The organism is Dactylosporangium sp. NPDC049140 (genome assembly GCF_040648435.1).
This window is the reverse complement of record NZ_JBEZDS010000012.1, coordinates 33,582-56,813: the sequence shown is the minus strand read 5'-3', so window position 1 is coordinate 56,813 and position 23,232 is coordinate 33,582. Positions and strand designations below refer to the sequence as shown.

The 23,232-nt window shown below is 72.9% G+C and carries 27 protein-coding genes and 1 pseudogene; 15 read left to right on the top strand and 13 right to left on the bottom strand.

The genetic code is table 11. The annotated features are described in order from the left end of the window. Positions 1-52 precede the first annotated feature (52 nt). Positions 53-289: a type II toxin-antitoxin system RelE/ParE family toxin gene (locus AB0B76_RS21230; RefSeq protein ID WP_360378023.1), complete on the top strand. Its 237-nt coding sequence runs from the start codon at positions 53-55 to the stop codon at positions 287-289. Then, a complete protein-coding gene (locus tag AB0B76_RS21225; protein ID WP_360377599.1) occupies positions 286-618 on the top strand; it encodes a helix-turn-helix transcriptional regulator in 333 nt (110 codons plus the stop codon). Before AB0B76_RS21230 ends, AB0B76_RS21225 begins: the two co-directional genes overlap by 4 nt. Positions 619-625: 7 nt before the next feature. Here AB0B76_RS21225 and AB0B76_RS21220 read toward each other — a convergent pair whose 3' ends face one another. After that, the gene (locus AB0B76_RS21220) at positions 626-1,780 is read right to left on the bottom strand and encodes an MFS transporter (RefSeq protein ID WP_360377596.1); all 1,155 of its coding nucleotides are present in this window, start codon (positions 1,778-1,780) and stop codon (positions 626-628) included. Positions 1,781-1,911: 131 nt separating this feature from the next. Here AB0B76_RS21220 and AB0B76_RS21215 point away from each other — a divergent pair, with 131 nt between their 5' ends. The 3 genes from AB0B76_RS21215 (at position 1,912) to AB0B76_RS21205 (ending at position 3,504) form a co-directional block, all read left to right on the top strand. Beyond that, on the top strand, positions 1,912-2,685 hold the full coding sequence (locus AB0B76_RS21215) for a lytic polysaccharide monooxygenase (RefSeq protein ID WP_360377594.1): 774 nt from the start codon (positions 1,912-1,914) through the stop codon (positions 2,683-2,685). Beyond that, positions 2,682-3,278, top strand: coding sequence for a DUF305 domain-containing protein (locus tag AB0B76_RS21210; RefSeq protein WP_360377591.1), 597 nt, complete (start codon positions 2,682-2,684; stop codon positions 3,276-3,278). The genes AB0B76_RS21215 and AB0B76_RS21210 overlap by 4 nt, the downstream gene beginning before the upstream one ends. 73 nt (positions 3,279-3,351) lie before the next feature. Next, the gene (locus AB0B76_RS21205; RefSeq protein WP_223102723.1) at positions 3,352-3,504 is read left to right on the top strand and encodes a hypothetical protein; all 153 of its coding nucleotides are present in this window, start codon (positions 3,352-3,354) and stop codon (positions 3,502-3,504) included. Here the strand turns inward: AB0B76_RS21205 and AB0B76_RS21200 are convergent. Then, complete coding sequence (locus AB0B76_RS21200) at positions 3,501-4,760, bottom strand: hypothetical protein (RefSeq protein ID WP_360377589.1); 1,260 nt, start codon at positions 4,758-4,760, stop codon at positions 3,501-3,503. The genes AB0B76_RS21205 and AB0B76_RS21200 overlap by 4 nt on opposite strands. 142 nt (positions 4,761-4,902) lie before the next feature. On the opposite strand from AB0B76_RS21200, the gene AB0B76_RS21195 reads away from it, so the two are divergent. Beyond that, positions 4,903-6,768: a sensor domain-containing diguanylate cyclase gene (locus AB0B76_RS21195; RefSeq protein ID WP_360377586.1), complete on the top strand. Its 1,866-nt coding sequence runs from the start codon at positions 4,903-4,905 to the stop codon at positions 6,766-6,768. 1 nt (position 6,769) lies between these two features. Here AB0B76_RS21195 and AB0B76_RS21190 read toward each other — a convergent pair whose 3' ends face one another. Beyond that, on the bottom strand, positions 6,770-7,522 hold the full coding sequence (locus AB0B76_RS21190; protein WP_360377584.1) for an N-acetyltransferase: 753 nt from the start codon (positions 7,520-7,522) through the stop codon (positions 6,770-6,772). Between the two features lie 167 nt (positions 7,523-7,689). On the opposite strand from AB0B76_RS21190, the gene AB0B76_RS21185 reads away from it, so the two are divergent. Beyond that, complete coding sequence (locus AB0B76_RS21185) at positions 7,690-10,590, top strand: EAL domain-containing protein (protein WP_360377582.1); 2,901 nt, start codon at positions 7,690-7,692, stop codon at positions 10,588-10,590. A gap of 49 nt (positions 10,591-10,639) precedes the next feature. Here AB0B76_RS21185 and aac(3) read toward each other — a convergent pair whose 3' ends face one another. The 6 genes from aac(3) to AB0B76_RS21155 all read right to left on the bottom strand — a co-directional run bounded on the left by aac(3) (position 10,640) and on the right by AB0B76_RS21155 (position 13,715). Continuing rightward, positions 10,640-11,491, bottom strand: coding sequence for an aminoglycoside 3-N-acetyltransferase (gene aac(3), locus AB0B76_RS21180; protein WP_360377580.1), 852 nt, complete (start codon positions 11,489-11,491; stop codon positions 10,640-10,642). A 112-nt stretch (positions 11,492-11,603) separates the two neighbouring features. Beyond that, complete coding sequence (locus AB0B76_RS21175; RefSeq protein ID WP_360377578.1) at positions 11,604-12,014, bottom strand: PIN domain-containing protein; 411 nt, start codon at positions 12,012-12,014, stop codon at positions 11,604-11,606. Between the two features lie 7 nt (positions 12,015-12,021). Beyond that, positions 12,022-12,219, bottom strand: coding sequence for a type II toxin-antitoxin system VapB family antitoxin (locus AB0B76_RS21170; RefSeq protein WP_360377576.1), 198 nt, complete (start codon positions 12,217-12,219; stop codon positions 12,022-12,024). Positions 12,220-12,484: 265 nt separating this feature from the next. Continuing rightward, complete coding sequence (locus tag AB0B76_RS21165) at positions 12,485-12,970, bottom strand: GNAT family N-acetyltransferase (protein ID WP_360377573.1); 486 nt, start codon at positions 12,968-12,970, stop codon at positions 12,485-12,487. Positions 12,971-12,982: 12 nt separating this feature from the next. Continuing rightward, complete coding sequence (locus tag AB0B76_RS21160) at positions 12,983-13,228, bottom strand: hypothetical protein (protein WP_360377571.1); 246 nt, start codon at positions 13,226-13,228, stop codon at positions 12,983-12,985. A gap of 61 nt (positions 13,229-13,289) precedes the next feature. After that, entirely contained in the window at positions 13,290-13,715 is a 426-nt protein-coding gene (locus AB0B76_RS21155; protein ID WP_360377569.1) for a nuclear transport factor 2 family protein, read from the bottom strand. Between the two features lie 150 nt (positions 13,716-13,865). Here AB0B76_RS21155 and AB0B76_RS21150 point away from each other — a divergent pair, with 150 nt between their 5' ends. The 3 genes from AB0B76_RS21150 to AB0B76_RS21140 are packed head-to-tail and all read left to right on the top strand — an operon-like array spanning position 13,866 to position 18,352. After that, complete coding sequence (locus AB0B76_RS21150) at positions 13,866-15,368, top strand: cellulose binding domain-containing protein (RefSeq protein ID WP_360377566.1); 1,503 nt, start codon at positions 13,866-13,868, stop codon at positions 15,366-15,368. Continuing rightward, positions 15,365-16,750, top strand: coding sequence for an endo-1,4-beta-xylanase (locus AB0B76_RS21145; protein ID WP_360377564.1), 1,386 nt, complete (start codon positions 15,365-15,367; stop codon positions 16,748-16,750). The genes AB0B76_RS21150 and AB0B76_RS21145 overlap by 4 nt, the downstream gene beginning before the upstream one ends. A gap of 9 nt (positions 16,751-16,759) precedes the next feature. After that, complete coding sequence (locus tag AB0B76_RS21140; RefSeq protein ID WP_360377561.1) at positions 16,760-18,352, top strand: MFS transporter; 1,593 nt, start codon at positions 16,760-16,762, stop codon at positions 18,350-18,352. Here AB0B76_RS21140 and AB0B76_RS21135 read toward each other — a convergent pair. After that, the gene (locus AB0B76_RS21135; protein WP_360377558.1) at positions 18,336-18,788 is read right to left on the bottom strand and encodes a DUF1203 domain-containing protein; all 453 of its coding nucleotides are present in this window, start codon (positions 18,786-18,788) and stop codon (positions 18,336-18,338) included. The two genes, AB0B76_RS21140 and AB0B76_RS21135, sit on opposite strands and share 17 nt — an antisense overlap. A 107-nt stretch (positions 18,789-18,895) precedes the next feature. On the opposite strand from AB0B76_RS21135, the gene AB0B76_RS21130 reads away from it, so the two are divergent. Beyond that, positions 18,896-19,330, top strand: coding sequence for a hypothetical protein (locus tag AB0B76_RS21130; RefSeq protein WP_360377556.1), 435 nt, complete (start codon positions 18,896-18,898; stop codon positions 19,328-19,330). A 42-nt stretch (positions 19,331-19,372) separates the two neighbouring features. Next, positions 19,373-19,609 (top strand): hypothetical protein, encoded by a 237-nt coding sequence (locus AB0B76_RS21125; RefSeq protein WP_360377554.1) that lies wholly within the window; start codon positions 19,373-19,375, stop codon positions 19,607-19,609. Positions 19,610-19,722: 113 nt separating this feature from the next. On the opposite strand, the gene AB0B76_RS21120 is transcribed toward AB0B76_RS21125, so the two are convergent. After that, entirely contained in the window at positions 19,723-20,556 is an 834-nt protein-coding gene (locus AB0B76_RS21120; RefSeq protein WP_360377552.1) for a helix-turn-helix transcriptional regulator, read from the bottom strand. Positions 20,557-20,746: 190 nt separating this feature from the next. Beyond that, a pseudogene (locus tag AB0B76_RS21115) lies at positions 20,747-20,993 on the bottom strand (DUF397 domain-containing protein). 204 nt (positions 20,994-21,197) lie between these two features. On the opposite strand from AB0B76_RS21115, the gene AB0B76_RS21110 reads away from it, so the two are divergent. From AB0B76_RS21110 to AB0B76_RS21100, 3 genes are read left to right on the top strand one after another with little or no spacing between them, the layout of a single operon-like run. Next, entirely contained in the window at positions 21,198-21,905 is a 708-nt protein-coding gene (locus AB0B76_RS21110) for a GGDEF domain-containing protein (RefSeq protein ID WP_360377549.1), read from the top strand. A gap of 11 nt (positions 21,906-21,916) precedes the next feature. Next, positions 21,917-22,120, top strand: a complete 204-nt coding sequence (locus tag AB0B76_RS21105; RefSeq protein WP_360377547.1) for a hypothetical protein — start codon at positions 21,917-21,919, stop codon at positions 22,118-22,120. Next, positions 22,117-22,554, top strand: coding sequence for a hypothetical protein (locus AB0B76_RS21100; protein ID WP_360377545.1), 438 nt, complete (start codon positions 22,117-22,119; stop codon positions 22,552-22,554). The genes AB0B76_RS21105 and AB0B76_RS21100 overlap by 4 nt, the downstream gene beginning before the upstream one ends. Here AB0B76_RS21100 and AB0B76_RS21095 read toward each other — a convergent pair. Further along, positions 22,475-23,221 (bottom strand): endonuclease/exonuclease/phosphatase family protein, encoded by a 747-nt coding sequence (locus AB0B76_RS21095; RefSeq protein WP_360377543.1) that lies wholly within the window; start codon positions 23,219-23,221, stop codon positions 22,475-22,477. The genes AB0B76_RS21100 and AB0B76_RS21095 overlap by 80 nt on opposite strands. Between the last annotated feature and the right edge of the window lie 11 nt (positions 23,222-23,232).

Sequence of the window (23,232 nt, the reverse complement as noted above, 5' to 3'; positions counted from 1 at the left end):
AACCCGCCAGGCGCGGCCAGGCACCGGGTTGGACGGAATATAAGTCCCGCTTATACTGGCCGATCGTCTGAAAGGCAGCTTCTACCACAACATGAAAGAGCTGCGACCGGGCTCGACCGGCACCACCGAGGTGCGGATGATCTTTGCGTTCGATCCCCAACGAGAAGCGATCTTCTTGGCCGCGGGCGACAAGTCCGGCAAATGGCAAAATTGGTACGTCAGGGCGATTCCGATGGCCGATGCCCGGTTCGGTGAGCATCTCAAGGGGTTGAAGGAGGCCGGATCATGACCGATGCCGCGAACTGGCGCAACGTCAAGGCGAAGGCCCGTGCCGCCGATCCCGAATGGGACAGCGCCGATCGCGTAGAACGGCGCCGCCAGATGCGCGAGCAGATGCTCGCCTCGGTCAGCGGCGCGCAGCTGGCCGAGATCCGTCAGCAGCTCGGCCTGACGCAGGTGCAGCTGGCCGAGGCGACCGGCCTGACGCAGGCACGGATCAGCCAGATCGAGAACGGCGACGCCGTCGCGCTGGAGAGCCTGCGCGCCTACGTGGTGGGGCTCGGCGGGCACCTCGACATCGTTGCCCGGATCGGCAACATCCAGCTCAACGTCGCCTGACGGGGGGCTAGTTGGCGGGTGCGTGGCGGGCGACGGGGCGCAGCCAGGGCACGGCCAGGAGGATCACGACCGGCGGGAGGATGAAGCCCGCGCGCGTCGAGGTCACCGCGTCCAGGATGGCGCCGTCCACGGCCGCGCCCGCCGCCGCGCCGACCGAGAACGCGGTCGCGACCCAGGCGAAGGCCTCCGCCGCGGTGCCGGGCGGGGCGATGCGGTCCACGGTCAGGAAGGCGGCGGCCAGCAGCGGCGGCAGGAACAGGCCGCACAGCACCGCGAGCGGCAGCATCAGCGGGGCCGGGGCCGGGGTGAGCAGCAGCGGCACGTAGCCCAGGCCGAGCGCCAGGCCCAGCCACGGCAGGCGGCGCGCGTCGACCTTCACGCGGGTGTTGACCAGGCCGCCGATGAGCGCGCCGAACGCCTGCGCGGCCAGCAGCCAGCTCGAGAACGAGCGGTGCCCGACGGACTCGGCGTAGTCCAGCATCGCCACCGGCAGGGAGCCGACGCCCGCGCCGATCAGGACCACCGCGGTCAGCAGCAGCCGCAGCGGGCCCGAGCGCAGGGCGCCCGCCCAGTGCCGCTCGGCGTGCTCGCCCCGCCAGCCGCGCACGACCGGTGTCGTGACGAACCACACGGTGCCGAGCAACTGGAGGGCGGCGGTGGCGTACACGCCGGCCGCGCCGCCGCCGAGGGCCACGGCGAGGCCGGCCACGAGCGGGCCGAAGATGAAGATGAGCTCCTGGACCGCGATGTCCAGCGTGTACGCGGCCGGCACCTGCTCCTCGTCGAGCAGGTCGCGCCACAGCACCCGCAGGCCGGCCTCGAACGGCGGGGCGCCCAGGCCGGCGAGGGCTCCGGCCAGCAGCGCCGCCCAGAGCGGTACACCCTGCACCAGAACCACGAACCCGAGGGTCGACACGGCGGCGCCGGCGAGCATGACCGGCGGCTGGCGGAACCGGTCCGCGATGCGCGCCAGGACCGGCCCGCCCACGGCCAGGCCGGCCGTGTAGACGCCCACGAGCAGGCCGGCGGCGGCGATGGAGAGGCTCTCCCGGGCGTACAGCAGCAGGGCCACCGGGGCCGCCCCCAGCGGCAGCCGGCCCACGCAGCTGGCGGCGAGGACACGGGCCACCTGCGCGGCGCGCAGCACGGCGGAGACCGACATGGGCGTGATCATGCCACCCCCGCGATTAACGACACCATAAAAGGGCGTTAGGCGGGATTTGCAAATCGCGCGAGGCGTCGTTAAGCGCCACTCCGATACGTTTTTCTCACCCGAGAGAAACGGTATCGACAATGCGCAGAACGGTGCTGTACCCGCTGGTCGCCCTCGGTGCCGCCGCCGCTGGGACGCTCATCTTCGCCGAGCCCGCCTCGGCCCACGGATACGTGTCCTCGCCGCCGAGCCGGCAGGCGCTGTGCGCGCAGGGCAAGGTCGCCGACTGCGGCGCGATCCAGTACGAGCCGCAGAGCGTCGAGGGCCCGAAGGGGCTCAAGAGCTGCGACGGCGGCAACGAGCGGTTCGCCGTGCTCAGCGACGACAGCCGCAACTGGCCGGCGACGGCGGTCGGCACGTCGGTCACGTTCAACTGGGTGCTCACGGCCCGGCATTCGACGAGCACGTGGCAGTACTTCATCGGCAGTAAGCAGATCGCGGAGTTCAACGACGGCGGCAAGCAGCCCAACGCCACCGTTTCGCACCAGGTGAGCCTGGCCGGGTACAGCGGGCGCCAGAAGATCCTGGCGATCTGGAACATCGCGGACACGGCCAACGCCTTCTACAACTGCATCGACGTGCAGGTCGGCGGCGGCAGCAGCCCGACCCCGACGCCGACACCCAAGCCGACTCCGACGAAGTCGATCACGCCGACGCCCACGCCCACGAAGACCGCGACGCCCACGAAGAGCGCCCAGACCTCGACGGCGACCACGGACTGGGCCCCCGACACGCTCTATCACGTCGGCGACGTGGTGACGTACAACGGCAAGCGTTACCAGTGCCGCCAGTCCCACCGCTCGATCTACACGTGGGAGCCGGTCTACACCCTGGCCCTCTGGCTGCCGCTGTGAAGCGCCTGCTGGTCACCCTCGCCGCGGCCGCCGCGCTGCTGAGCGGCTGCGGGAGCCGGCCCGCGGCCGTCCCGCCGCTGGCGGTGAGCCAGGGCATCGCCGAGGCCGACGCGGTCACCGCGGCCGGCCCGCACAACGACTTCGACGTGATGTTCCTGCAGATGATGATCGCCCACCAGCAGCAGGGCCTGCAGATGCTCAGGCTCGGCGAGCAGAAGGGCGTGCGCGAGGAGGTCGTCGACCTCGCGGGCGCGATCGACGTGGTCGAGGCCGAGGAGGTCCGCACCATGCAGCGCTGGCTGCAGGCGTGGAAGGTACCGCAGACCGACATCACCGACCCGGCCGTGCACGCGGCCCACGGCGGCCGCCCGGCGACGGGACCCGAGGAGATCCAGGCGCTGCGGGACGCGAGCGGCGCCGACTTCGAGACGAAGTTCCTCAACCTGCTCATCGCCCACCAGCACAACGCCGTCGAGCTGGCCCAGCAGCTGGCCACGACCGGCCAGAACGTGACGGTCAAGCAGCTGGCGGAGCGGGTGCGGCTGTCCCGCACGCAGCAGATCAAGCAGATGCTGGCCCTCGCCGCGGGCTGACATGTTCCGATGGGCCGGACCCGGGGCATTACTCCAGGGTCCGGCTTTGTCGTCTCATCGGAGGTGTACCGCCATGTCGTCGACGGCCACCCAGGCCATCAGCCGCTGCCCGAAGTGCGGCGCCCGCGTCCACGTGAACGCCGGCTCCCCCACCCCGGCCCACCAGCCCGACGGCGCCGGCCCCGGCGCGGGCGAGTGCCCCGGCAGCGGCCAGCCCAGCCGCTAGTTTTTGCGGTCCTTGCGCGCGATTCGGTACTCCAGGGTCAGGAAAGGCAGCCCGAACAGCGAGAACGCGTGGTCGGCGCGCAGTTCGCCGTCCTCCACGTACACGTCGAGCTCCTCGGCGAAGCCATGCACGGCCATCGTGGACAGTGCACGGCTCTCGCCGTCGATGTAGCTCAGGTAGTGCCCCGTCTGCCCGTCGGACGCCTTGCTCGTCAGCCGCAGCCCGCCGTCCGGGCGGGGCCGCGGGGCGAGCGTGGCCGTGAAGTTCGCCTGCGGCAGGGGGAAGCCGACGCTGACGTACCCGCGCTCGCCGTGCCGGTACGTCGTGTAGATGCCCACGTAGATCGGCTCGCCGTTGTGGGCGAAGGAGCGTATCCACCCCCGCGTCGACACGACCCCGTCGGCGCCGGTGATGGTGTCGATCCGGCTGTGCATCCCGCGTTGCGCCTCGCGCAGGTTCATGGGCACGTTGGCCTGGCCGAGCGGGCGGGCCACGAGGTTGCGGTACAGCAGGTAACCCGGCCGCACCCAGGGCCGCCACCGGGGCACGATGTCCAGCGCGAAGCGGGTCGTGTGCTCGTAGAACTCGCGCACCCGCGGGTCCACGGCCGCCGGGTCGAACTCGGGGCCGGCCAGGGCGTCCAGGCTCGCCACGATGCCGATGTCGGCGACCGCCTCCTCGTAGGTGCCGCCGGTCGCCGCGGCCAGGTCCCGCACATAGCCGGTGCCGACGTAGCGGGTGCGGGCCTCCAGCGGTACCACGAACGGCAGCTGCTCGGCCGTCGCGCTCTCGGCCACCAGCTCGACCTGCGGGTCCCGGAACACCAGCTGCGAGACGGTCCGGAACGCGACCACGCTCGCCGCGGCCGCCTGGGCCGGCGGGCGGTTGCGCAGCGCCGCGCCCACGGCCAGGCCGACCACCGGGCCGAGCGCCACCTTCTGCGGCCGCACGCCCATCGCGCCGGCCACGGCCCCGGCGGCGACCCCGACCGCGAGCGGCGACGCCCCGGCCTTGCCGGCCGCCCACCCGACGGGCGCCGCGAGGGCCCCGCTGCCCGCGATCCGCGCCCAGACCGCCGGGATCTCGCCGGGCTTCTGCCGCGCCCGGGCCGCCGCGTCGATCGCGGCGAGCGTGCCGCCGCCGACCGCCGCGGCCTTCAGCGCCGCGCGCGGCCCGCGGTGCGCCGCCAGCGCCGCCCCGGCCGCGGCCCCCATGAGCGCGGCAAAACCGATCCCCTGCATCCGCTTGGCATCCACGGGGTCGTTTCTACACGGTTTTCGCCCGCGTATTTCACCGAGCACTTCAGCCTGACTCAGGTCTTCGGCCGTATGGACGATGTAGACGACACCAAACGGTGGCCGCCCACACGGTAGAGTCCGGCGCAATGAATGGAGTGCCGTGAGCACATCCCATGAGCAGGCGCGGACCGTGCTGCTGCGCGATCCGGTCCTGCGCGCCATGTTCCTGGGCACCGTGGCCTGCACCATCTGGTATGCCCTGCCCGGAACCGGGGCCTCCGTGAAGCTCGCCCTGTTCTGGCCGATTCAGGTGCTTCTCGACGTCATATTCGCGGTCCTCTCGGCGCGGATGAGCGCGCTGCCGGGCGTGTCCGCGGCGCACCGGCGGTTCTGGCGGCTCATCGCGGCCGGGGCGGTGTTCTTCACGGTCGGCGACACCGTCCAGGGCGTCGAGACCTTCGCCAACCCCGTCGGCGGCATGGTGCAGGGCGGCGCGGTGCAGTCCGGGCTCGTCACCTGCGGCTCGGTCGTCTGCCTGCTCGCCATGGTGCTGCACCCGACCCGCACGGCCGGGCGGGAGCGGCTGCGGTTCATGCTCGACGCGGCCACGGTCGTCGCCGCCACCGCGGTCTTCGTGTGGTACCTCTCCCCCAGCGTCGACGTCCGGGAGAGCGGCGGTGCGCTGCTGCTCGCCCTGGCCTCGGCCGGGGTCAGCATCGCGGGCTCGTTCGGCCTGGTGAAGCTCATGCTGGGCCGCAACATGCCGTTCACCCCGATCGCCGGCTGGACCGCGGGCCTGGCCAGCGTGCTCATCGGGCTCAGCACCGGCCTGACCGCGGCCCTGGTGGAGGTCACGCGGCCCGAGCTGGCGATGCTGGCCCGGCTCCTGCCGTGCGCCCTGCTGGCCGCCGTGCCCCGCATCAACGAGGCCAACCTGCGCGCCGACCCCGGCGTCCTGGAGCGCCGGCCGGTGCGGCCGTTCAGCCTGCTGCCGTACATCGGGGTCGCCGCTTCCTACGTGCTGCTGATCGTGTCGCTCACCGACGGCTCGCTGGACGTGCGGGTCTGGGGCGTCGTCGTCGGGGTGCTGCTCGTCACCGGCATCGTGGTGACCCGGCAGCTGATCGCGTTCACCGACAACGCGCGGCTGCTCGGCGAGGTCGACCGCAGCCTGCGCGCCCTGGCCGAGCAGGAGGAGCGGTTCCGGGCCCTGGTCCAGCACTCCTCCGACATCACCGTCATCGCCGGGCCGGACCTCGTGGTGTCGTACGCGAGCCCGGCCGTGGAGCGCACGTTCGGCGTGCCGCCCGAGTCCGTGGTCGGCCGGCGGATGGACGAGCTGACCGTGCCCGAGGGGCGCGAGCAGTGGCGGGCCCGCCTGGCCGACCTGCTGACCCGCCCGGGCGCGAGCATCACCATGCGCCTGCAGGTGCCGCACCTCGACGGCCGCCCGCGCTACCTCACGGCGGTGGCCACCAACCTCACGCACGTGCCGAGCATCGGCGGGGTCGTCTACAACGCGCACGACATCACCGAGGTCGTCGCCTACCAGGACCGGCTGCACCACCAGGCCACCCACGACGCGCTGACCGGCCTGGCCAACCGGGCCCTGTTCGCCGAGCGGATCGCCGCGGCGGGCGGCTACGCGGCCATCCTGATCATCGACCTGGACGGGTTCAAGGCGGTCAACGACACCTACGGCCACCACGCCGGCGACGCCCTGCTGCGCGCGGTCGCCGACCGCCTGCGCCGGTGCGTGCGGGCCGGCGACACCGTGGCCCGGCTCGGCGGCGACGAGTTCGCGGTCCTGCTGCCGGACACGCCGCTGTCCTACGCCGAGGACCTGACCCGCCGGCTGCACGAGTCCTTCGGCCAGGCGGTCGAGATCGACGGGACGCTGATCCCGATCCGGGCCAGCATCGGGGCGGCCAGCGGCGCCCTGGCCGACGCCGACGTCCTCCTGCGCGACGCGGACGCCGCGATGTACTCGGTGAAGCACGCCCTGCGCGACCGCGCCGCGTTCTGACTCAGAGGTCGTGGCGGTACCAGGCGTTGGCCTCCACGTACGTGGCGACGCCCCGCTCCGGGTCGCACACCACCGGCCCGAGGCCGCCCGCGACGACGACCGGCCCGGGCGCGTCGAACGGCAGCCCGGTCCACTCCCGCCACCGCGGCAGCGGCGCGGCGATGGTCATCGAGTGCGGCGCCACCGCCACGAACCGCCCGCCGGCCCGCTCGTGCACGCGCAGCCACGGGTCCGCGGCGGTGCCGTCGGCGCGGCGGCGGGCCACGTACTCGGCCAGCGGTACCAACGGCTCCAGATGCTTGTGGGTCGGGCGGACCGGGGCGAAGAGCGCCGGGTGCCCGAGCGCCGCGGCGTTGCCCCGGGCCAGCGCGACCAGATGACCGGAGACGCCCCGGCCGCGCAGGTCGGGGCGGACGGTCGCGAACAGCGCGGACACCTGCGGGCCGGGGGTGCCGGCCAGGGTGTCGGCGGCGACGGACAGCAGTACCGCGTCGTAGCCGCCGGCGGGCAGCGCCCCGTCCTCGGCCGGCGTGAAGGGCAGCGTGCACAGCAGCCCCGCCGGCCGCCCGGTCGCCCGCTCGACGGCCAGCAACGTGTAGCGCGGGTGCCGCGCCACGAGGGCCGGGAACAGCGCCGCGGACACCGGGTCCTGGTACAGGAACGGGGCCACGGCGGGATCGTCGAACGTCGTGATGAGCGGCAGGCGGTCGGGTCGCTCGGCCAGCGTCGTCACCTCGAGCCAGGCGAAATCCACGGGTACGACTCTATCGAGCCGGGGCGCGCACCCCCGGCACGGAAAACGCAATCCGCGCGGGACCTTCAGGGCCCGTTGGTGTGGCCGATGTATATACCGGTGGATCAGACCTTGCCCGCGTGCGGTCGGCGGGACAAAGTAGCTGTCGGTGCACGGAAGGGAGCGGCGTGACGAGGCGGGCGACCTGGGCATACGCGCTCTGTGCGCTCACCCTCGCGGTCTGTTACCTGCTGTTCCCGGCCGCGGGCCTGCTGTGCTATGTCGGGCTGGTCGTGAGCACGCTCGCGGCGATCGGCTTCGGCATCCGCACCCACCGGCCCCGCCGGCGACTGCCCTGGCTGTTCTGGGCCGGCGGTTCGCTGGGCCTCGCCGCCGGCACCGCCGCCGCCGTGGTGCAGACCGACGTGCTGCACTCCGACCGGTTCCCGTCGGTCGTCGACGCGATCTCGCTCGGCTGCACGTTCCCGCTGCTACTGCTGAGCCTGCTGATGCTGAGCCGGTCCGGGGCGGCGAACCGCGACTGGGCCACGGTCATCGACTCGCTCATCTTCACCGCCGGGGCGGGGCTGCTCGCCTGGGTGTACCTCATCGACCCGTACCTCAGCGAGCCCGGCCTCAACGCCGCCCAGAAGGCCGTCTCCATCGCGTACCCGCTGTGCGACGTGATGCTGCTGGCGATCATGGCGCGGATGGTGCTGGCGGCGCGGCGCAGCTGGGCGGTGGCGCTGCTGCTGAGCTCCGGCGCGGTCCTGCTCGTCTCCGACGTCGTGTTCAGCCTGCGCCGGCTCAACGGGGACTGGGGCCTGGGCAGCATCGTCGACGTCGGCTGGATCGTGTTCTTCGTCGCGGGCGGGCTCGCCGCGCTGCACCCGTCGATGGCCGAGCTGTCCGAGCCCCGCGTGATCGGCTCCACCCAGGTCAAGCCGCGCCGGGCGGTGCTCGGCGTCGCCTCGCTCGTCGCGCCCGGGATCCTGTTCGCCGAGGCGCAGTCGGGCCCGGTACCCAACGGGACCGTCATCGCCGTCGGCTCGGCCGCGCTCGTCGGGCTGTCGCTGGGCCGGGGCGCGCTCGCCGCCCGCAGCGCCGCGCACACCCTGGCCCGGGAGCGCGCGCTGCGCCGGGCCTGCGAGGCGCTGCTGTCGGCGACCGAGGTGGCCGCGGTCGAGGCGGTCGTGCGCCGCGCGGTCGGCTCGCTGCTGCGCCCCGGCACCGCCCACCGCACCGTGCTGCGCGTCGGCTCGGCCGGCCGCGACGCGGTCATGAGCATGCAGTACGTCGCGAAGCTCCCGCCCGGGTCCGCGCGCGAGCTGGACGGGTTCGAGCTCGCGCTGTACTGCCCCCTGAGCGTCGGCGGCGTCCGGCTCGGCGAGCTGTGGGTCGCCGCCGGCGAGCGGGCCCTGGTCACGCTGCAGGAGTCGGTGCGCGTGCTCGCCGGCCAGGCCGCCAGCATGCTCGACCACATCGCGCTGAACCGCGAGATCACCCGCCGCGACAGCGAGGCGTACTTCCGCACCCTGGTCCTCAACGCCGCCGACGTCATCCTGATCGTCGGCGACGACGACCGGGTCACCTACGCCAGCCCGTCCGCCCGCCCGCTCTTCGGCGCGGACGTGGTCGGCGCCCGCCTGGCCGGCCTGCTGGTCGCGGCGGACACCGTCCGCCGCGCCGACGGGACCACGGCCGAGGTCGAGGTGACCGTGCGGGACCTGACCGGCGAGCCGACCGTGGCCGGCCGGGTGCTCACCATCCACGACGTCACCGACCGCCGCCGCCTCGAGCGGGAGCTGCTCGACCGCGCCTACCTCGACCCGCTCACCGGCCTCGGCAACCGCCTGCGCTTCCACGACCGCGTGCAGAGCGCCGAGGCCGCCGCGGTGCTCATCGTCGACATCGACGGCTTCCGTACCGTCAACGACACCATGGGCCAGGAGGTCGGCGACGAGTTGCTGCGCGCGTTCGGCGAGCGCCTGGTCGACGTCTGCCCGCCCGCCGCCGTGGTGGCGCGCCTCGGCGGCGACGAGTTCGGCGTGCTGCTGCGCCGGGCGCGGGTCGACGAGGTCGAGGCGCTCGCCGCGCACATCGTCGAGGAGTTCCGCCCGCCGTTCCTGGTCGGCGGCAGCGTGGTGACGGCCCCGCCGAGCATCGGCGTGGCCACGACCGAGGACGCCGCCGACGCCGCGCAGCTGCTGAGCGAGGCCGACGTGGCCCTCGACAGCGCGAAGGGCACCCCGCAGCGCTGGCGCCGGTACGAGTCGGCGATGCACGCCCACACCCTGCGCCGCATGCGCCTGCGCACCGACCTCGACCAGGCCCTGGCCACCGACGCGTTCGTGCTGCACTACCAGCCGATCGTCGACCTGGCGACGGGCCGGCCGCACGGCTTCGAGGCCCTGGTGCGCTGGCAGCACCCGCAGCTCGGCCTGGTGCCGCCGCCGGAGTTCATCGAGATCGCCGAGGAGTGCGGCCTCATCGTGCCGCTGGGCGACTGGGTCATGCGCCACGCGATCGCCGCCGCGGTAAATTTCCGGGAGTTGTACCGGCACGAGGCCCCGACCATGAGCGTCAACGTGTCCGTGCGCCAGTTCCGCTCCCCCGGTTTCGTCCAGCGCGTCCTGACCGAGCTGACCCAGGCGGACCTGCCGGCGCACGCACTCACGGTGGAGATCACCGAGAGCCTGCTGCTCGGCGACGACGAGCAGATCCACGCCGACCTGGCCGCCCTGCGCGCCGCGGGCGTGCGGGTCTCGATCGACGACTTCGGCACCGGGTACTCGTCGCTGTCCTACCTGCACCGCGTGCCGGTCGACGCGCTCAAGCTCGACAAGTCCTTCGTGGACACCATCGGAAGCTCGCGCCGGCAGTACGACCTGGTGCGCGGCATCGTCCAGCTGGCGCGCACCCTCGACCTGGAGGTGGTGGCCGAGGGCATCGAGACCGAGGCGCACCGCCAGCGGCTCGTGGATCTGCGCTGCGCGTTCGGCCAGGGCTACCTGTTCACCCGGCCGCTGCCCTACGCCGAGGCGCTGGCCTGGCTGCAGACCCCGGGCCTGGTGGAGCCGGCGGCGTGACCGGGCTCGCGGTCGGCCCACGGCCGGCGCGCCGGGCGGCCCGGCCCTCTCATCGGAAATGAGCTTCGATCCACGCGCGGACCGCGCCGGCCGCTCTCGCCGCGTCGATGAGCACGACCGGGCAGTCGTCAATGTGCGAGACGTCGGTGGCCCCGGCGGCAACGGCCTGATCGGCGAGCTTCGCGACGGCCGAGTCGCCCATCTGCAGATCCTCACGATCCCAGTACGGCAACGCGCCGGAGAACGTGTCGAGGGTGCGATACGCGGCCCACACCACCTCGTCGCCCCGGCGCACCGGCATCTCGTACTCGTGGTACCGCTTCCCCTGCACATCCGCTGTCGCCTCGGCGTAGTGACAAAGCGTCAGCGACTTCAGGGGCGCGCCGAGCATCAGCACCTGCCCGGCCAGCCCGACCAGGCCACCCAATGGGCCGTGCGGCCCCCACGGGTCTCCGTCGGCGGGATCGGCCAGCAGCTCGGCGCCCCGGGGACCCACCGCGACGAAGCTCGCCTCCGGATGCGAGCTTCGCTCGGCGCCGGGCCACGTGCGCAGCCGTTCCGGGAACCGTCCGAACTCGCGCCGGGCCGCCGAGACGTGCGGATCGAACGGCGGCTGGTCCCGGTACGCCCGGCGCCAGGACTCGGGCCAATCGGCGACGTGGTACGGGCTGTCCTCCCAGCCGGAGAACGCCATCAACGTGCCGGCCTCGCCGACCGCGTCGCGGAGGGCATGCACCACGGAGTCCATCCCCCCGACGACCCACCCGAGGGCCGACAGCCTCACGTGCACCATCAACACCCCGCCTTCGGCCACCCCGATCCGCCGCAGATGACCGGCGAGCCGTACGCGCGTGACGGGCTCGTAGCCGGACCGGTTGAGCAGCTCCCTCGGGATCAGCACGCCGCCAGCCTGCCACCGATCAGAACGCGGCGGAACTGTGGTCCCGCAGTTGCCGCCGGGCCCTCGACGAGGTCGTCCCATCGACCATCGCCATCGGTGCCTGCGACATCCGTCAGCGGGGCGGAACGATCCACCGGCTACGTAGGCCGGGCGTGACCGCGGCGATGTCGTCGAAGTCGCGATCATGGTGGACCAGGACGGCATCCTGCGCTCGGGCGACCGAGGCAATGATGAGGTCGGGAATGGGCTTGCGGTGCATGCCGGCCGCCAGCATGGCCTCCTGGAGGTCGACGGCGGCGCTCAGGGTGTCGTCGCCGGTCTCCAGCCAGACGCACTGAGCCCGGAGATACGTCTTGAGACGTCTGTGGTCGGTGGGATTGCGGGCCGAGTACAGGATCTCGAGTTCGACGATCGCGCAGGTGGCGAGCATGCCGGTCACGGCCATGGTCTCGAACGTCCGCCGGGCATCGGGGTCGCGCCGGGCAAGCTCGTGCGCGGATTTGTCGAGCAAGAACAGCATCATCGACCAATCAGGCGGCTCGCCACGCTTCGCCTCGATCGGTGTCGTCGAGGTCGAGTTCGGCGAGCAGGTCCAGATAGGCCGCCGTGCGCTTGCGGGCCGCGGCAAGACGCAGGGCCGCGTTCACCGTGGCCACCTTGGTCGTCGTGCCGAACTCGGCCGCCGCATCCGCCAGCGCCTCGTCGTCGAGGTCGATTACGGTCCGCATGCCCGAACCCCCTGTTGATATCATCCAGCCTCCCCCAATGATATCGCCATCTGCGTCATTCGCGAGCCAACCTTATGGCCACACGGCCATATTGTCGAAGCCGTGGCCCCGGAAGAACCCCGGCCGGGGCGTAGGCCTAGCCGCAGACACGGGTGGCGTCGGCCGAGGCACCGTCGCCGTCGTGCGGTTTCGGTGTCCGAGCGCGCGGGTGCGGTTGTGAGGGGGTGTGGGTGGAGCGGAGCTCCCCCACCGCGAGCGCAGCGAGCTAGAGGTACAGCACCCAGTGGTCGCAGCGGATCGGTACGCCCTCGTAGTCCACGTCGCACGGGCCCGTGTCCACGAAGCCCGTGCGCCGCGCCACCACCGCCGCCGCCCGGTTCCCGGCCCCGATGAACGCGTGGACCTCACGGACCAGCCCCGAGGCGCGCACCTCCTCGACGACCAGCCGCACCGCCCCGGCCGCCAGCCCGTGCCGCCGCGCCCGGCCGGGCAGGAGCATGATGCCCAGCTCGTGGATCTCGCGCCCCTCCCAGGTGCTGCGGAACACGGCCACGACCCCGGCGGGAGTGTCCCCGGGCTCGGCCAGGACGGTGCGGTACCACTCCCGCTCCTGCCCGGCCAGGCGCCGCTCATGCACGTGCGAGGCCCGGTCGCCGGGGGCCGGCCCGCCCAGGTGGGCCATCACCTCGGCGTCGCGCTCCAGGGCCGCGGTGAGCGAGCGGTCCTGCTCGGAGTACCGCCGCAGCCTCATCCATGGATCGTCTCAGACTTCCGCGGGGACGATGGCCAGCAGCTGAGTGGGCGGTTCGAGCGCGTCGACGATGGTGTCGCCCTCCAGCCAGAGCCCGCCGGCGCGGCACACGAGCGCGGCCGCGGCCTCGATCGGGCACGGCAGCGGCGCACCGCAGGCGCCGCACCGGGCCGGGTCGTCGGGGTCCCGCTCGAGGTGCCGCGTCTGCAGTTCGGCGGCGGTGGTGACGAGGACGCTGTCGGGGTCGAGATGCAACATGCGACCGATGGTGCCGATTCGCCCCGCTACGATCGCGGCACGAAACGGGTGATCCGCCGGTTCACCCTCCGGCCAGGGCGTTCGCGAGCTCGGGCAGGCGGCCCAGCGCGCGGGCCCCGGCGATCGGGTCGGTGTAGTCGCGGGTGTGCGCGATGAGCCCGTCCCGCAGCGTCATCACCATGACGAAGCGCAGCACGAAGCGTTCGCCGGTGGCGTGCATGAGGCCGTGGACGTCGTACTCCAGGACCACCGTCGCCGGGTCGGCGCACTCGTGGACGCGCACGCCGGAGAGCTCGGTGTAGCGGCGCACCGCGGTGCCGGCCCGGAAGCGCGCCCGCAGCTCCTCCCGGGTCGTCTCCACCCGGGGCGGCACGAGCCCGGGCACGGCGAAGGGCATCTCGATGACGACGTGCTCGGCGTAGCAGTCGGCCAGGTCGCCCGGGTCGGGCGAGACGACGGCGGCGAGGAAGCGATCGACGATTTCCATGAAACGGAGCATACACTCCGATTCGAGCGATGGAAATTTCAGCTTCTGTCCCGGGCAACGCGGACAAAGGTGTCGAAGCGCTTGACTCCCCCGGGGTGCGGCGAAGGATGGGAGCGCTTCCAACCGCCATCGAAGCCTCGAAGGAGCCCCATGCGGTACCGCACCACCACCCTCGCGGTGGCCGGCGGCCTGCTGCTCGCCTCGGCCGGGGCGGTCCTGCTGCCGACCTCGGCACAGGCCGCCGCGGGCTGTCAGGTCACGTACACCACCAACGACTGGCCGGGCGGCTTCACCGCCGCCATCACCGTCAAGAACCTCGGCGACGCCGTCTCCTCGTGGAACCTCGGCTTCGCCTTCACCGCCGGACAGCACGTCGACCAGGGCTGGTCGGCGACCTTCACCCAGTCCGGCGCGAACGTGAACGCCGCCAGCATGTCCTACAACGGCGCCCTCGCCACCGGCGCGAGCACCAGCATCGGCTTCAACGGTTCGTGGACCGGCTCCAACCCGAAGCCGGCCGCGTTCACGCTGAACGGCGTCACCTGCACCGGAACCACGACGACGACCTCGCCGAGCCCGTCGAGGAGCGCCTCCGCGTCGGCGAGCCCGTCGACGTCCACGTCGCCGCCGCCGGCCGGCGCCGCGCCGAAGCTCAAGGTCAGCGGCAACAAGCTCGTCACGAGCACCGGGTCGGCGTACCGGCTGCTGGGCGTCAACCGCTCCGGCGGCGAGTTCGCCTGCATCCAGGGCAACGGCATCTGGGACGGGCCGATGGACCAGGCCTCGATCACCGCGATGCGCTCCTGGAAGATCCGCACGGTCCGGGTGCCGCTGAACGAGGAGTGCTGGGTCGGCACGAGCGACGTGCCGGCCGCCTACGGCGGGGCCAACTACCAGAACGCGGTCAAGTCGTACGTCAACCTGCTGGTCAGCAACGGCATCACCCCGATCGTGGAGATGCACTGGAACTACGGGCAGTACACCGGCCCGTCGGCGGGCTGCTCCGACGTCAAGGCGACCTGCCAGAAGCCGATGCCGGACGCGCAGTACGCCCCGAGCTTCTGGACCGGGGTCGCCAACGCCTTCAAGGGCAACGACGCGGTCGTCTTCGACCTGTTCAACGAGCCCTACCCGGAGCGGGCCACCGGCAGCGCGAGCACCGGCTGGGCCTGCTGGCGCGACGGCGGGACCTGCAACGGCATCTCGTACCAGGTCGCGGGCTTCCAGTCGCTGGTCAACGCCGTGCGCGCGACGGGCGCCACGAACGTCATCATGATCGGCGGCCTGGCGTACTCCAACGACCTCACGCAGTGGCTGCAGTACAAGCCCACGGACCCGCAGAACAACATCGCGGCGTTCGCGCACCTGTACAACTTCAACACCTGCTCCAACACCTCGTGCTTCGACAGCCAGCTCGCCCCGGTGGCGGCGCAGGTGCCGCTGTCGCTGACCGAGATCGGCGAGAACGACTGCGCGCACGGCTTCGTCGACACCGTCATGAACTGGGCCGACGCGCACGGCGTCGGGTACCTCGGCTGGACCTGGAACACCTGGGACTGCTCGACGGGCCCGTCGCTCATCAGCAACTACAACGGCACGGCGACCGCCTTCGGCCAGGGCATCAAGGACCACCTCGCGGGAGTCTCCTCATGAGAAGGAACATCATCGCCGGTGCGGCCACGCTCCTCGCCGCCGTCGGCACCTTCACGTTCGTCGTGACCCGGGCCGAGGCGGCGACGCAGACACTGCAGTCGCTGGCCGCGGCGGGCGGGCGCTACTTCGGCTCCGCCACCGACAACCCGGAGCTGACCGACACCGCCTACACCGCGATCCTCGGCGGCGGCGAGTTCGGCCAGACCACCCCGGGCAACGCGATGAAGTGGGACACGATCGAGCCCACCCAGGGCACGTTCAACTACACCAAGGGCGACGCGGTCGTGACGTTCGCCCAGGCCCACAACCTGAAGGTCCGCGGCCACACGCTGGTCTGGCACAACCAGCTGCCCGGCTGGGTCTCCGCCCTGCCGGCCGCCCAGCTCCAGGCGGCCCTGGAGAACCACATCACGCAGGAGGCCACCCACTACAAGGGCAAGGTCTTCGCCTGGGACGTCGTCAACGAGCCCTTCAACGACGACGGCACCTTCCGCACGTCGCCGTTCTACAACGCGATGGGCAGCGAGTACATCGCCGACGCGTTCCGCACCGCCCGGGCCGCCGACCCCGACGCGAAGCTCTACATCAACGACTACAACACCGACGGCCAGGGCGCGAAGGCCGACGCGATGTACAACCTCGTCAAGACGCTCAAGGCGGCCGGCGTGCCGATCGACGGCGTGGGCTTCCAGGGCCACCTCGCGATCCAGTACGGCTTCCCGACGAACATGCAGGCGAACCTGCAGCGCTTCGCCGACCTCGGCGTCGATGTCGCGATCACCGAGCTGGACGTGCGCATGGTCCTGCCGCGGGACTCGACCAAGGACGCCACCCAGGCCACGTACTACAACAACGTGGTGAAGGCCTGCGTCGCGGTGACCCGCTGCGTCGGCATCACGATCTGGGACTACACCGACAAGTACTCGTGGGTGCCGAGCACGTTCTCCGGCCAGGGCGCGGCCCTGCCGTGGGACGAGAACCTGGTGAAGAAGCCGACGGCGTACAACGCGATCGTCACCGGGCTGGGCGGCACGGTCCAGTCGCCGAGCGCGTCCGTGACGTCCGCCGGCCCCAGCCCCAGCCGGTCAGCTTCCTCCAGCCCCCCGCCGGCCGGCGCCTGCACGGCGACCTACAAGATCGTCGGTAGCTGGCCGGGCGGCTTCCAGGGCGAGGTCGGCGTCACCGGCAAGGCCGGCTGGACGGTCAGGTGGACGTTCGCCAACGGCCAGACCATCAGCCAGCTCTGGGGCGGCACGGTCAGCCAGTCCGGCTCCGCGGTGACGGTGACCCCGGCGTCGTGGAACAACACCCCGCCGGCCACGTTCGGCTTCCTCGCCTCGTGGAACGGCACCAACGCCCTGCCCACCGTCACCTGTTCATAGAATGCGAACGTGATCCGAAGGCCCCGGTTGCTCGCGACCGGGGCCTTCGCGCCGCTGCGGGCCGCCGCGTTCCGGGCCCTGTGGACCGCGGCCCTGGCCAGCCAGGTCGGCACCTGGATGCAGACCGTCGGCGCGCAGTGGATCCTGCTGCAGCACCCGCACGCGGCCACCACCACGGCGCTGATCCAGACCGCGACCACCCTGCCCGTGCTCTTCCTCGCGCTGCCCGGCGGCGCCCTGGCCGACGTGTTCGACCGGCGCCGGCTGCTCGTGGGCATCCAGATCGTGCAGACCGCGATCGCCGGCGCGCTGGCCGTGCTCGCCGGCCTCGGCGCGCTCGGCCCGGCCGCGCTGCTCGCCCTCACCTTCGGCCTCGGCTGCGGCGCGGCGCTGACCGTGGCGCCGTACCAGGCCCTCATCCCCGACCTCGTACCGCGCCCGGACCTGCCCGCCGCGTCCGCGCTCGGCTCGCTCAGCGTCAACCTGGCCCGCGCCGTCGGGCCCGCGATCGCCGGGCTGCTCGTGGCCCGCATCGGCCCGGTGGCGACGTTCGCGCTCAACGCCGCGTCCTTCGCCGCGTTCGCGGTCGTCCTGTCGGGCCTGCGCCGCCCCGCCCCGGCGGCCGGGACGCGGCCGGAGCCGTTCCTGGCCGCGGTCCGCGCCGGCGAGCGGTACGTGCGCTTCTCCCCCGAGATGCGCCGCATCCTCGTGCGCATCGCGCTGTTCATCACGCCCGCGGTCGCGCTGTGGGCGCTGCTGCCGGTGCTGGCCGCGCACCGCATCGGGCTCGGCCCGACCGGCTACGGGCTGCTGCTGGCCGCGGTCGGGGCGGGCTCCATCGCCGGGGCGTTCCTGCTGCCGGCCCTGCGCTCGGCCCTGTCGCCGAACCGCGCCTACGCCGTCTCGGCGGCCGTCTACGCCGCCGTGCTCGCGGTGCTGGCGGTCACCCGCTCACCGGTGGTGGCCGCGGCGGTGCTGGTGCCGGCGGGCGCGGCCTGGATCGTGGTGCTGAGCAACTCCAACGCGGCCGTGCAGCTGTTCCTGCCGGGGTGGGTGCGGGCGCGCGGGCTCTCGGCGTACCAGTTCGTCTTCTCCGGCTCCCAGGCGCTCGCGGCGGCCGCGTGGGGCGTGGCGGCCGACCGCTTCGGCGTCCCCGGTCCCCTGCTGGCGGCGACGGTACTGCTGGTGCTCGCGCTGGCCGCCGGGCGCTGGTGGCCGTACCTGGACACCGGGCCGCTGGACCGGGGCACGCCGGTGCACTGGCCCGAGCCGCACCTGCAGGTCGAGCCCGAGGAGTCGGCGGGTCCGGTCGTCGTGCTGCTGCGGTACCGCGTGCGCGAGGACCGCCGCCGGGCGTTCGTGGCGGCCATGCACCGGGTGCGCGAGGCCCGGCTGCGCACCGGCGCCCTGCAGTGGGGCGTGTTCCGCGCCGGCGAGGACCCCGGCGCGATGGTCGAGATCTACACGGTCCCGTCGTGGGAGGAGCACCGTCGCCAGCACGACGAGCGGCTCACCGCCGCCGACTACGACGACGAGCTCGAGGCGCGCTCCTACGCCGACGGCGAGCCCGAGGTGACCCACCTGTTCAGCGGGTCACCGTGAACATGAAACATCCATAGGCGATGTTGCGGCTGTCGACCCGCACCACCTCGGGGTGCGCCAGGATCTCGGCCAGCTCGGCCTCCGGGTCGGTGCCGTCGTGGGCGCGCGTCGACGGGTGGATCCAGCCACGGGCGTCGTAGGCGCGCAGCACCTGCGGCCGGTGCCGCCACGCCGCGGGGTAGCCGGAGCCGTCCGGGCCCGGGCAGGCCTCGGCGTGGGCGAAGACGGCGCCGATCTCGCGGTACGGGCTCGGCGGCAGCTCCGGCTCGTAGCCGAACAGCAGCAGTTGCTCGCCCGCGGTGGCGTCGCGCAGGCAGCAGCGCAACGGCTCGCCGCCCGTGGCCCGCCACGGCTCGGGCGGGTTCCCGGAGACGTCGCGGCCGTTGCGGCGAACGGATTCCAGTTTCTCGGGGGCGATGGCGTGAATGGTGAACATGCCCCCAGCGTGCCCCCGCGAAACGCCTGGCGCTGGCGGAAATCGGCCGTGGCATTCGGGGCTGGTGGATCATGCGGAGCGGCCCCGGCTTCCGTACCGTGGAACGAGTGGAGCCGGTACCCCTGAACGAGAACGACGCCGCGCGGCAGCGGCTCACCGCACTCATCGGCGCCCTCGGCGACGAGGGCCTTCGCAAACCCGTCGAGCCCGGCTGGAGCGTCGCGACGATCCTGGCCGAGCTCGCGTTCTGGGACCGCTGGGCGCTGACCCTGGTCCGGCGCTGGCGCTCCGGGCACCTACCGCCGCCGACCGTGCCGAACTGGTACGACGACGCCATCAACACGACCCTGCGGCCGACCTGGCAGGCCCTGCCCGGCCCGGTCGCGGCGCAGCTCGCGTGCGCGGCCGCCGAGGAGGCCGACCTGGAGATCCGCAAGGCCGAGACCCCGGTGGTGGCCGGGATCCTGGCCGCGGGCCAGGGCAACCTGCTGCACCGGCACGTGCCGCGCAACGCCGCCATGGACCGCATCGAGGCGGCCTGACGGGGCCCCGCGCCCGCGCGGGATGCTGCATACTCGGTCGCCGTGACCGATCCCTTCGAAAGCCTCGACCCCGAGTGGGCCCGGGACGCCGAGCGCCGGGCCGTGCGCGACGACCGCGCGCGGCGGCTGCGGCGCGGGTTCCGCCCGTCCCGCACGGCGCGCCCGGCCGGCCGGGCGCGGCTCGGCCCCACCGCCAAGCTGGTGCTGATCGGCGCGGTCGCGGCGCTCGCGGTCGTGCTGTCCTTCGGCGCCTCGTTCATCCTGCCCAACGGGCGCTAGAGGCACCGCACTCATCACCGTGGAAGCACCCGCCCAGCGGGCCGTGGAGCCGACGTCGTGGCCGCGGGGTGGTTCGGGTCACCACCCCGCCGAAATCGGCGGCCCAGGGCGCCTCAGGCGTCGAGGTCCTTGCGGATCTCCTCGAGGATCTTCGCGGTCTCCGTCGGCGGCCGGGCCTCGACGCACAGCCGCTCCATCGCCTCGGCGTAGAGGTCGACGTCGTCGCGCTTGTCGAGGTACAGCGCCGAGGTGAGCTGCTCGATGTAGACCACGTCGGGCAGGTCGTCGTCGGGGAAGCGCAGGATCGTGAACGCCCCGCCGGCGGCGGCGTGCCCGCCCGCGTTGAACGGGATGACCTGCAGGCGCACGTTGGGCAGCGTGCGGTTGATCTCCAGCAGCGCGTCGACCTGGGCGCGCATGATGTCGTGCCCGCCGATGGGGCGGCGCAGCGCGGCCTCGTCGACGACCATCCACAGCTTCGGCGCGTCCGCGCGGGTCAGGATCTGCTGGCGCTGCAGGCGCAGCTCGACCCGCCGCTCGATCTCGTCCTCCTTGGCCCGGCCGTGGCCGAGCAGGACGACCGCGCGGGCGTACTCCTTGGTCTGCAGCAGCCCCGGCACGAACTGCACCTCGTAGGTGCGGATGAGCGCGGCGGCCGCCTCCAGCCCGAGGTAGGAGTGGAACCAGCTGGGCAGGACGTCGCCGAAGCGGTGCCACCAGCCCGGGTTGTTGGCGTCGCGGGCCAGCGCCAGGAGGCGCGAGCGCTCCTCGGGGTCGTCGACGCCGTAGAGGGAGAGCAGGTCGGCGACGTCGCGCTCCTTGAAACCGACACGGCCGAGCTCCATCCGGCTGATCTTCGACTCCGACGAGCGGATCTCCCAGCCGGCGTCCTCCCGGGTCACCCCCTGAGCCTCACGCAGGCGCCGCAGGTGGGCGCCCAGCAGCATCCGGAGGACCGTAGGGCCTCCGGACGCTCCTCCTTCAGTTAGACCGGTCGTCACCGTGCTGCCTCCGGGACCGTCATGGTCGAGCAGTCGCGAGCCGCGAGCCTGCCCCGCGACCGGAGTAAGCATGCCATGACCGGACAGTAAGCGGGAGTGGGCTCGCCTCCGAGCCTGCCCGATCTCGTGGCCGTAGTTACTCAGCCGCCAACAGGTTGTCGAAGTCGCCGTCGCGGGCGCCTCCGACGAAGGCGGCAATCTCCTCGTAGGTGTATATGAGCGCCGGCCCCTCGGGGTCGCGCGAGTTCCGCATGGCGAATCCGGCCCCCCCCGGGCAGGCGGGCCAGTTCGACACAGTTGCCGCTGGGGTTGCTGCGGCGACTCTTCTGCCAGATCACACCGGAGAGGTGGCCGGCCGGCATCCCGTTGTACGTCTGCTCCATCGACATCTCTCTGACGACCTTGGTTGAAAGTTCACCAAGCAACCGGCATCTGCACGTGCATCGGCTCTTGCTTCTGCAGCCGATAAAGCGCATGCTAGCGCATGTGCGGATGTCAGGGGTCGCTCACAGTTCGTGATCAAAACCCGACATTCGTACCCAAATGATCGAGTGGCTTCCCCAGCTACGATCTGAAGGGACGCGCGCATGGATCCCCTCGCCTTTCTGGCCGGTGCGGCCGCGGCGGCTGGGGCGTGCGCGGCCATCCCGCTCCACCTGCGGGCCCGCCGCGCGGAGCGGCTCGCGACCCGGCTCGGCGCGGAGCTCGAGATCGAGCGGCACGCGGCCAGCCACGACCCGCTCACCGGCCTGCCCAACCGCCGCGCCTTCTATCTGCGCGGCACCGCGCTGGTCGCCGACCGCGGGCAGCACCCCCTGGTCGCCGTCGTGCTCGACGTCGACGGGTTCAAGCAGATCAACGACGTGTTCGGCCACTCGGCCGGCGACGAGGTGCTCGTGACGACCGCCCGCCGCCTCTCCGCGTACGCCGACGGCGGCCTCGTGGCCCGCCTCGGCGGCGACGAGTTCGCGGGCCTGCTGGCCGGCCGCCCGGGCCGCGCCCAGGAGCAGGCCGACCGGCTCGCCGAGGCGCTGGCCGCCCCCATGCGGCTGGCGGGTCAGATCGTCACCGTGAGCGTGTCCGTCGGGCTCGTCCCCGTCGAGCCCGACGCACACCTTGCCGACGCCGTCCACCGCGCCGACGCGGCCATGTACCGCGCCAAGGGCACCCGCCACCGGATCCCGGCGGCCGCGCCCCACCTGAGCCTCCATCAGCACCAGCACCTGGTGCACACCACGCTCCGCCTCGGCAAGTCCCGCGACACCACTTCCCCCCGTCCGACCACGGCGACCTAGAGGGATTCGCTATGGAGCTCCCAGACCTCGTCCGTCAGCGCCGCCGGCACCAGCCGCGCCCGCGCGGGTGGCTGGCCGCGAAGTTCAAGCGCGGCGAGCTGTGCCGCGACTGCGGCCGGCCGTGGCCGTGTGACCAGTACGTGACGGCCCGCAACTCAGTGCTCGTCTACGCCCTGCGACGTCTCGAGGTCGCCCGCCCGGGGAGCCTTGGGTGACGACCGAGGCGCACATCCCGGCCCGCCCCGAGTGGCGGTGCACCGGATGTGCCGACCCCTGGCCGTGCGCGCCGAAGCGGGCCCAGCTCGCCGCCGAGTACGCCGACCACCCCGCCGAGCTGCGCACGCTCATGGCGCTGCGGGTCGCCGACGCGGCCGAGGACCTGCGCCAGTTCGGGGCCGAGCAGCTCTGGCAGCGCTTCCTCGGCTGGACGCCGGAGCCCGGGCAGGGCCCGATCATCCGCTGGGTGGCCAACCCGCCGCTGGGCGGCAGCCGGCGCCAGCTGCCGCCGCGCCAGCAGATCGACCCCCGCACCTCCGGCACGGCCGCGCAGGCCGCCGCCGCCCAGGTCTCTACGCTGCCCGGGCCACCAGCGGGTAGTGGTCCGAGCCGGACTCAGCCTCCCCGCCGGTCACGACACGGCAATCGCTGAACCGGGCGGCGCCGCCCGGTGTCGCCCACAGGTAGTCCAGCCGCAGCCGCGTGAACTCCGCGCCGCCGACGCCGGTCGTCGGCACGGTCCAGGCCTGGCCGTGGCCGCACCGGAGGAAGAGGTCGACGAGCCCCCGCCGCGCCAGCAGCGCCGTCGCCCGCACGTCGGGCTTCCCGCGATCGAGGTGGCGGCGGCGGTACCGCAGCGGCAGTTCCTCCAGCCGCGCCGCGTGCTCCCCCCACGGGTCGAGCGTGTTGAGGTCGCCCAGCAGCACCCCCTCGCCCTGGCGGCGCAGGAAGCCCGCGAGCCAGCCGGCCTCGGCCCGCCGCACGCTCCCCCAGTAGGGAAACAGGTGCGCCGACACCAGGGTCAGCGGCCCGAGCGGCGTCGCGACCCGCACCCACGCGGCCGCGTGGAAGAACGGCCGCGGCACCCGCCCGGCCCCCAGCACCCGCAGCCGCCGCGAGACGAGCAGCCCGACCGGCTGGCCCCGCCAGGAGCGCGCCACGATCTGCCGCATTCCGGTCAAAGCCCCCAGCGCCGGTTCGCCGCGCAGCTCCTGGAGCGCGACCACGTCCGGCGCCTGGCCCGCGATCACGCGCCCGATGGCCGGAAGGCGACCGGTGCCGCCGTTCCTGATGTTGTACGTCATGAGCGTCAGCGACATATCGTGCCCTC

Excerpts from the sequence above, each read along its gene's own strand:
- AB0B76_RS21220 (WP_360377596.1), bottom strand. The coding sequence starts at position 1,780 with ATGTCGGTCTCCGCCGTGCTGCGCGCCGCGCAGGTGGCCCGTGTCCTC.
- AB0B76_RS21120 (WP_360377552.1), bottom strand. The coding sequence starts at position 20,556 with ATGCTGCTGGGCGCCCACCTGCGGCGCCTGCGTGAGGCTCAGGGGGTG.
- AB0B76_RS21175 (WP_360377578.1), bottom strand. The coding sequence starts at position 12,014 with ATGATGCTGTTCTTGCTCGACAAATCCGCGCACGAGCTTGCCCGGCGC.
- AB0B76_RS21205 (WP_223102723.1), top strand. The coding sequence starts at position 3,352 with ATGTCGTCGACGGCCACCCAGGCCATCAGCCGCTGCCCGAAGTGCGGC.
- AB0B76_RS21165 (WP_360377573.1), bottom strand. The coding sequence starts at position 12,970 with ATGAGGCTGCGGCGGTACTCCGAGCAGGACCGCTCGCTCACCGCGGCC.
- AB0B76_RS21095 (WP_360377543.1), bottom strand. The coding sequence starts at position 23,221 with ATGTCGCTGACGCTCATGACGTACAACATCAGGAACGGCGGCACCGGT.
- AB0B76_RS21110 (WP_360377549.1), top strand. The coding sequence starts at position 21,198 with ATGGATCCCCTCGCCTTTCTGGCCGGTGCGGCCGCGGCGGCTGGGGCG.
- AB0B76_RS21150 (WP_360377566.1), top strand. The coding sequence starts at position 13,866 with ATGCGGTACCGCACCACCACCCTCGCGGTGGCCGGCGGCCTGCTGCTC.
- AB0B76_RS21160 (WP_360377571.1), bottom strand. The coding sequence starts at position 13,228 with ATGTTGCATCTCGACCCCGACAGCGTCCTCGTCACCACCGCCGCCGAA.
- AB0B76_RS21215 (WP_360377594.1), top strand. The coding sequence starts at position 1,912 with ATGCGCAGAACGGTGCTGTACCCGCTGGTCGCCCTCGGTGCCGCCGCC.
- AB0B76_RS21155 (WP_360377569.1), bottom strand. The coding sequence starts at position 13,715 with ATGGAAATCGTCGATCGCTTCCTCGCCGCCGTCGTCTCGCCCGACCCG.
- AB0B76_RS21225 (WP_360377599.1), top strand. The coding sequence starts at position 286 with ATGACCGATGCCGCGAACTGGCGCAACGTCAAGGCGAAGGCCCGTGCC.
- AB0B76_RS21145 (WP_360377564.1), top strand. The coding sequence starts at position 15,365 with ATGAGAAGGAACATCATCGCCGGTGCGGCCACGCTCCTCGCCGCCGTC.
- AB0B76_RS21105 (WP_360377547.1), top strand. The coding sequence starts at position 21,917 with ATGGAGCTCCCAGACCTCGTCCGTCAGCGCCGCCGGCACCAGCCGCGC.
- AB0B76_RS21170 (WP_360377576.1), bottom strand. The coding sequence starts at position 12,219 with ATGCGGACCGTAATCGACCTCGACGACGAGGCGCTGGCGGATGCGGCG.
- AB0B76_RS21135 (WP_360377558.1), bottom strand. The coding sequence starts at position 18,788 with ATGTTCACCATTCACGCCATCGCCCCCGAGAAACTGGAATCCGTTCGC.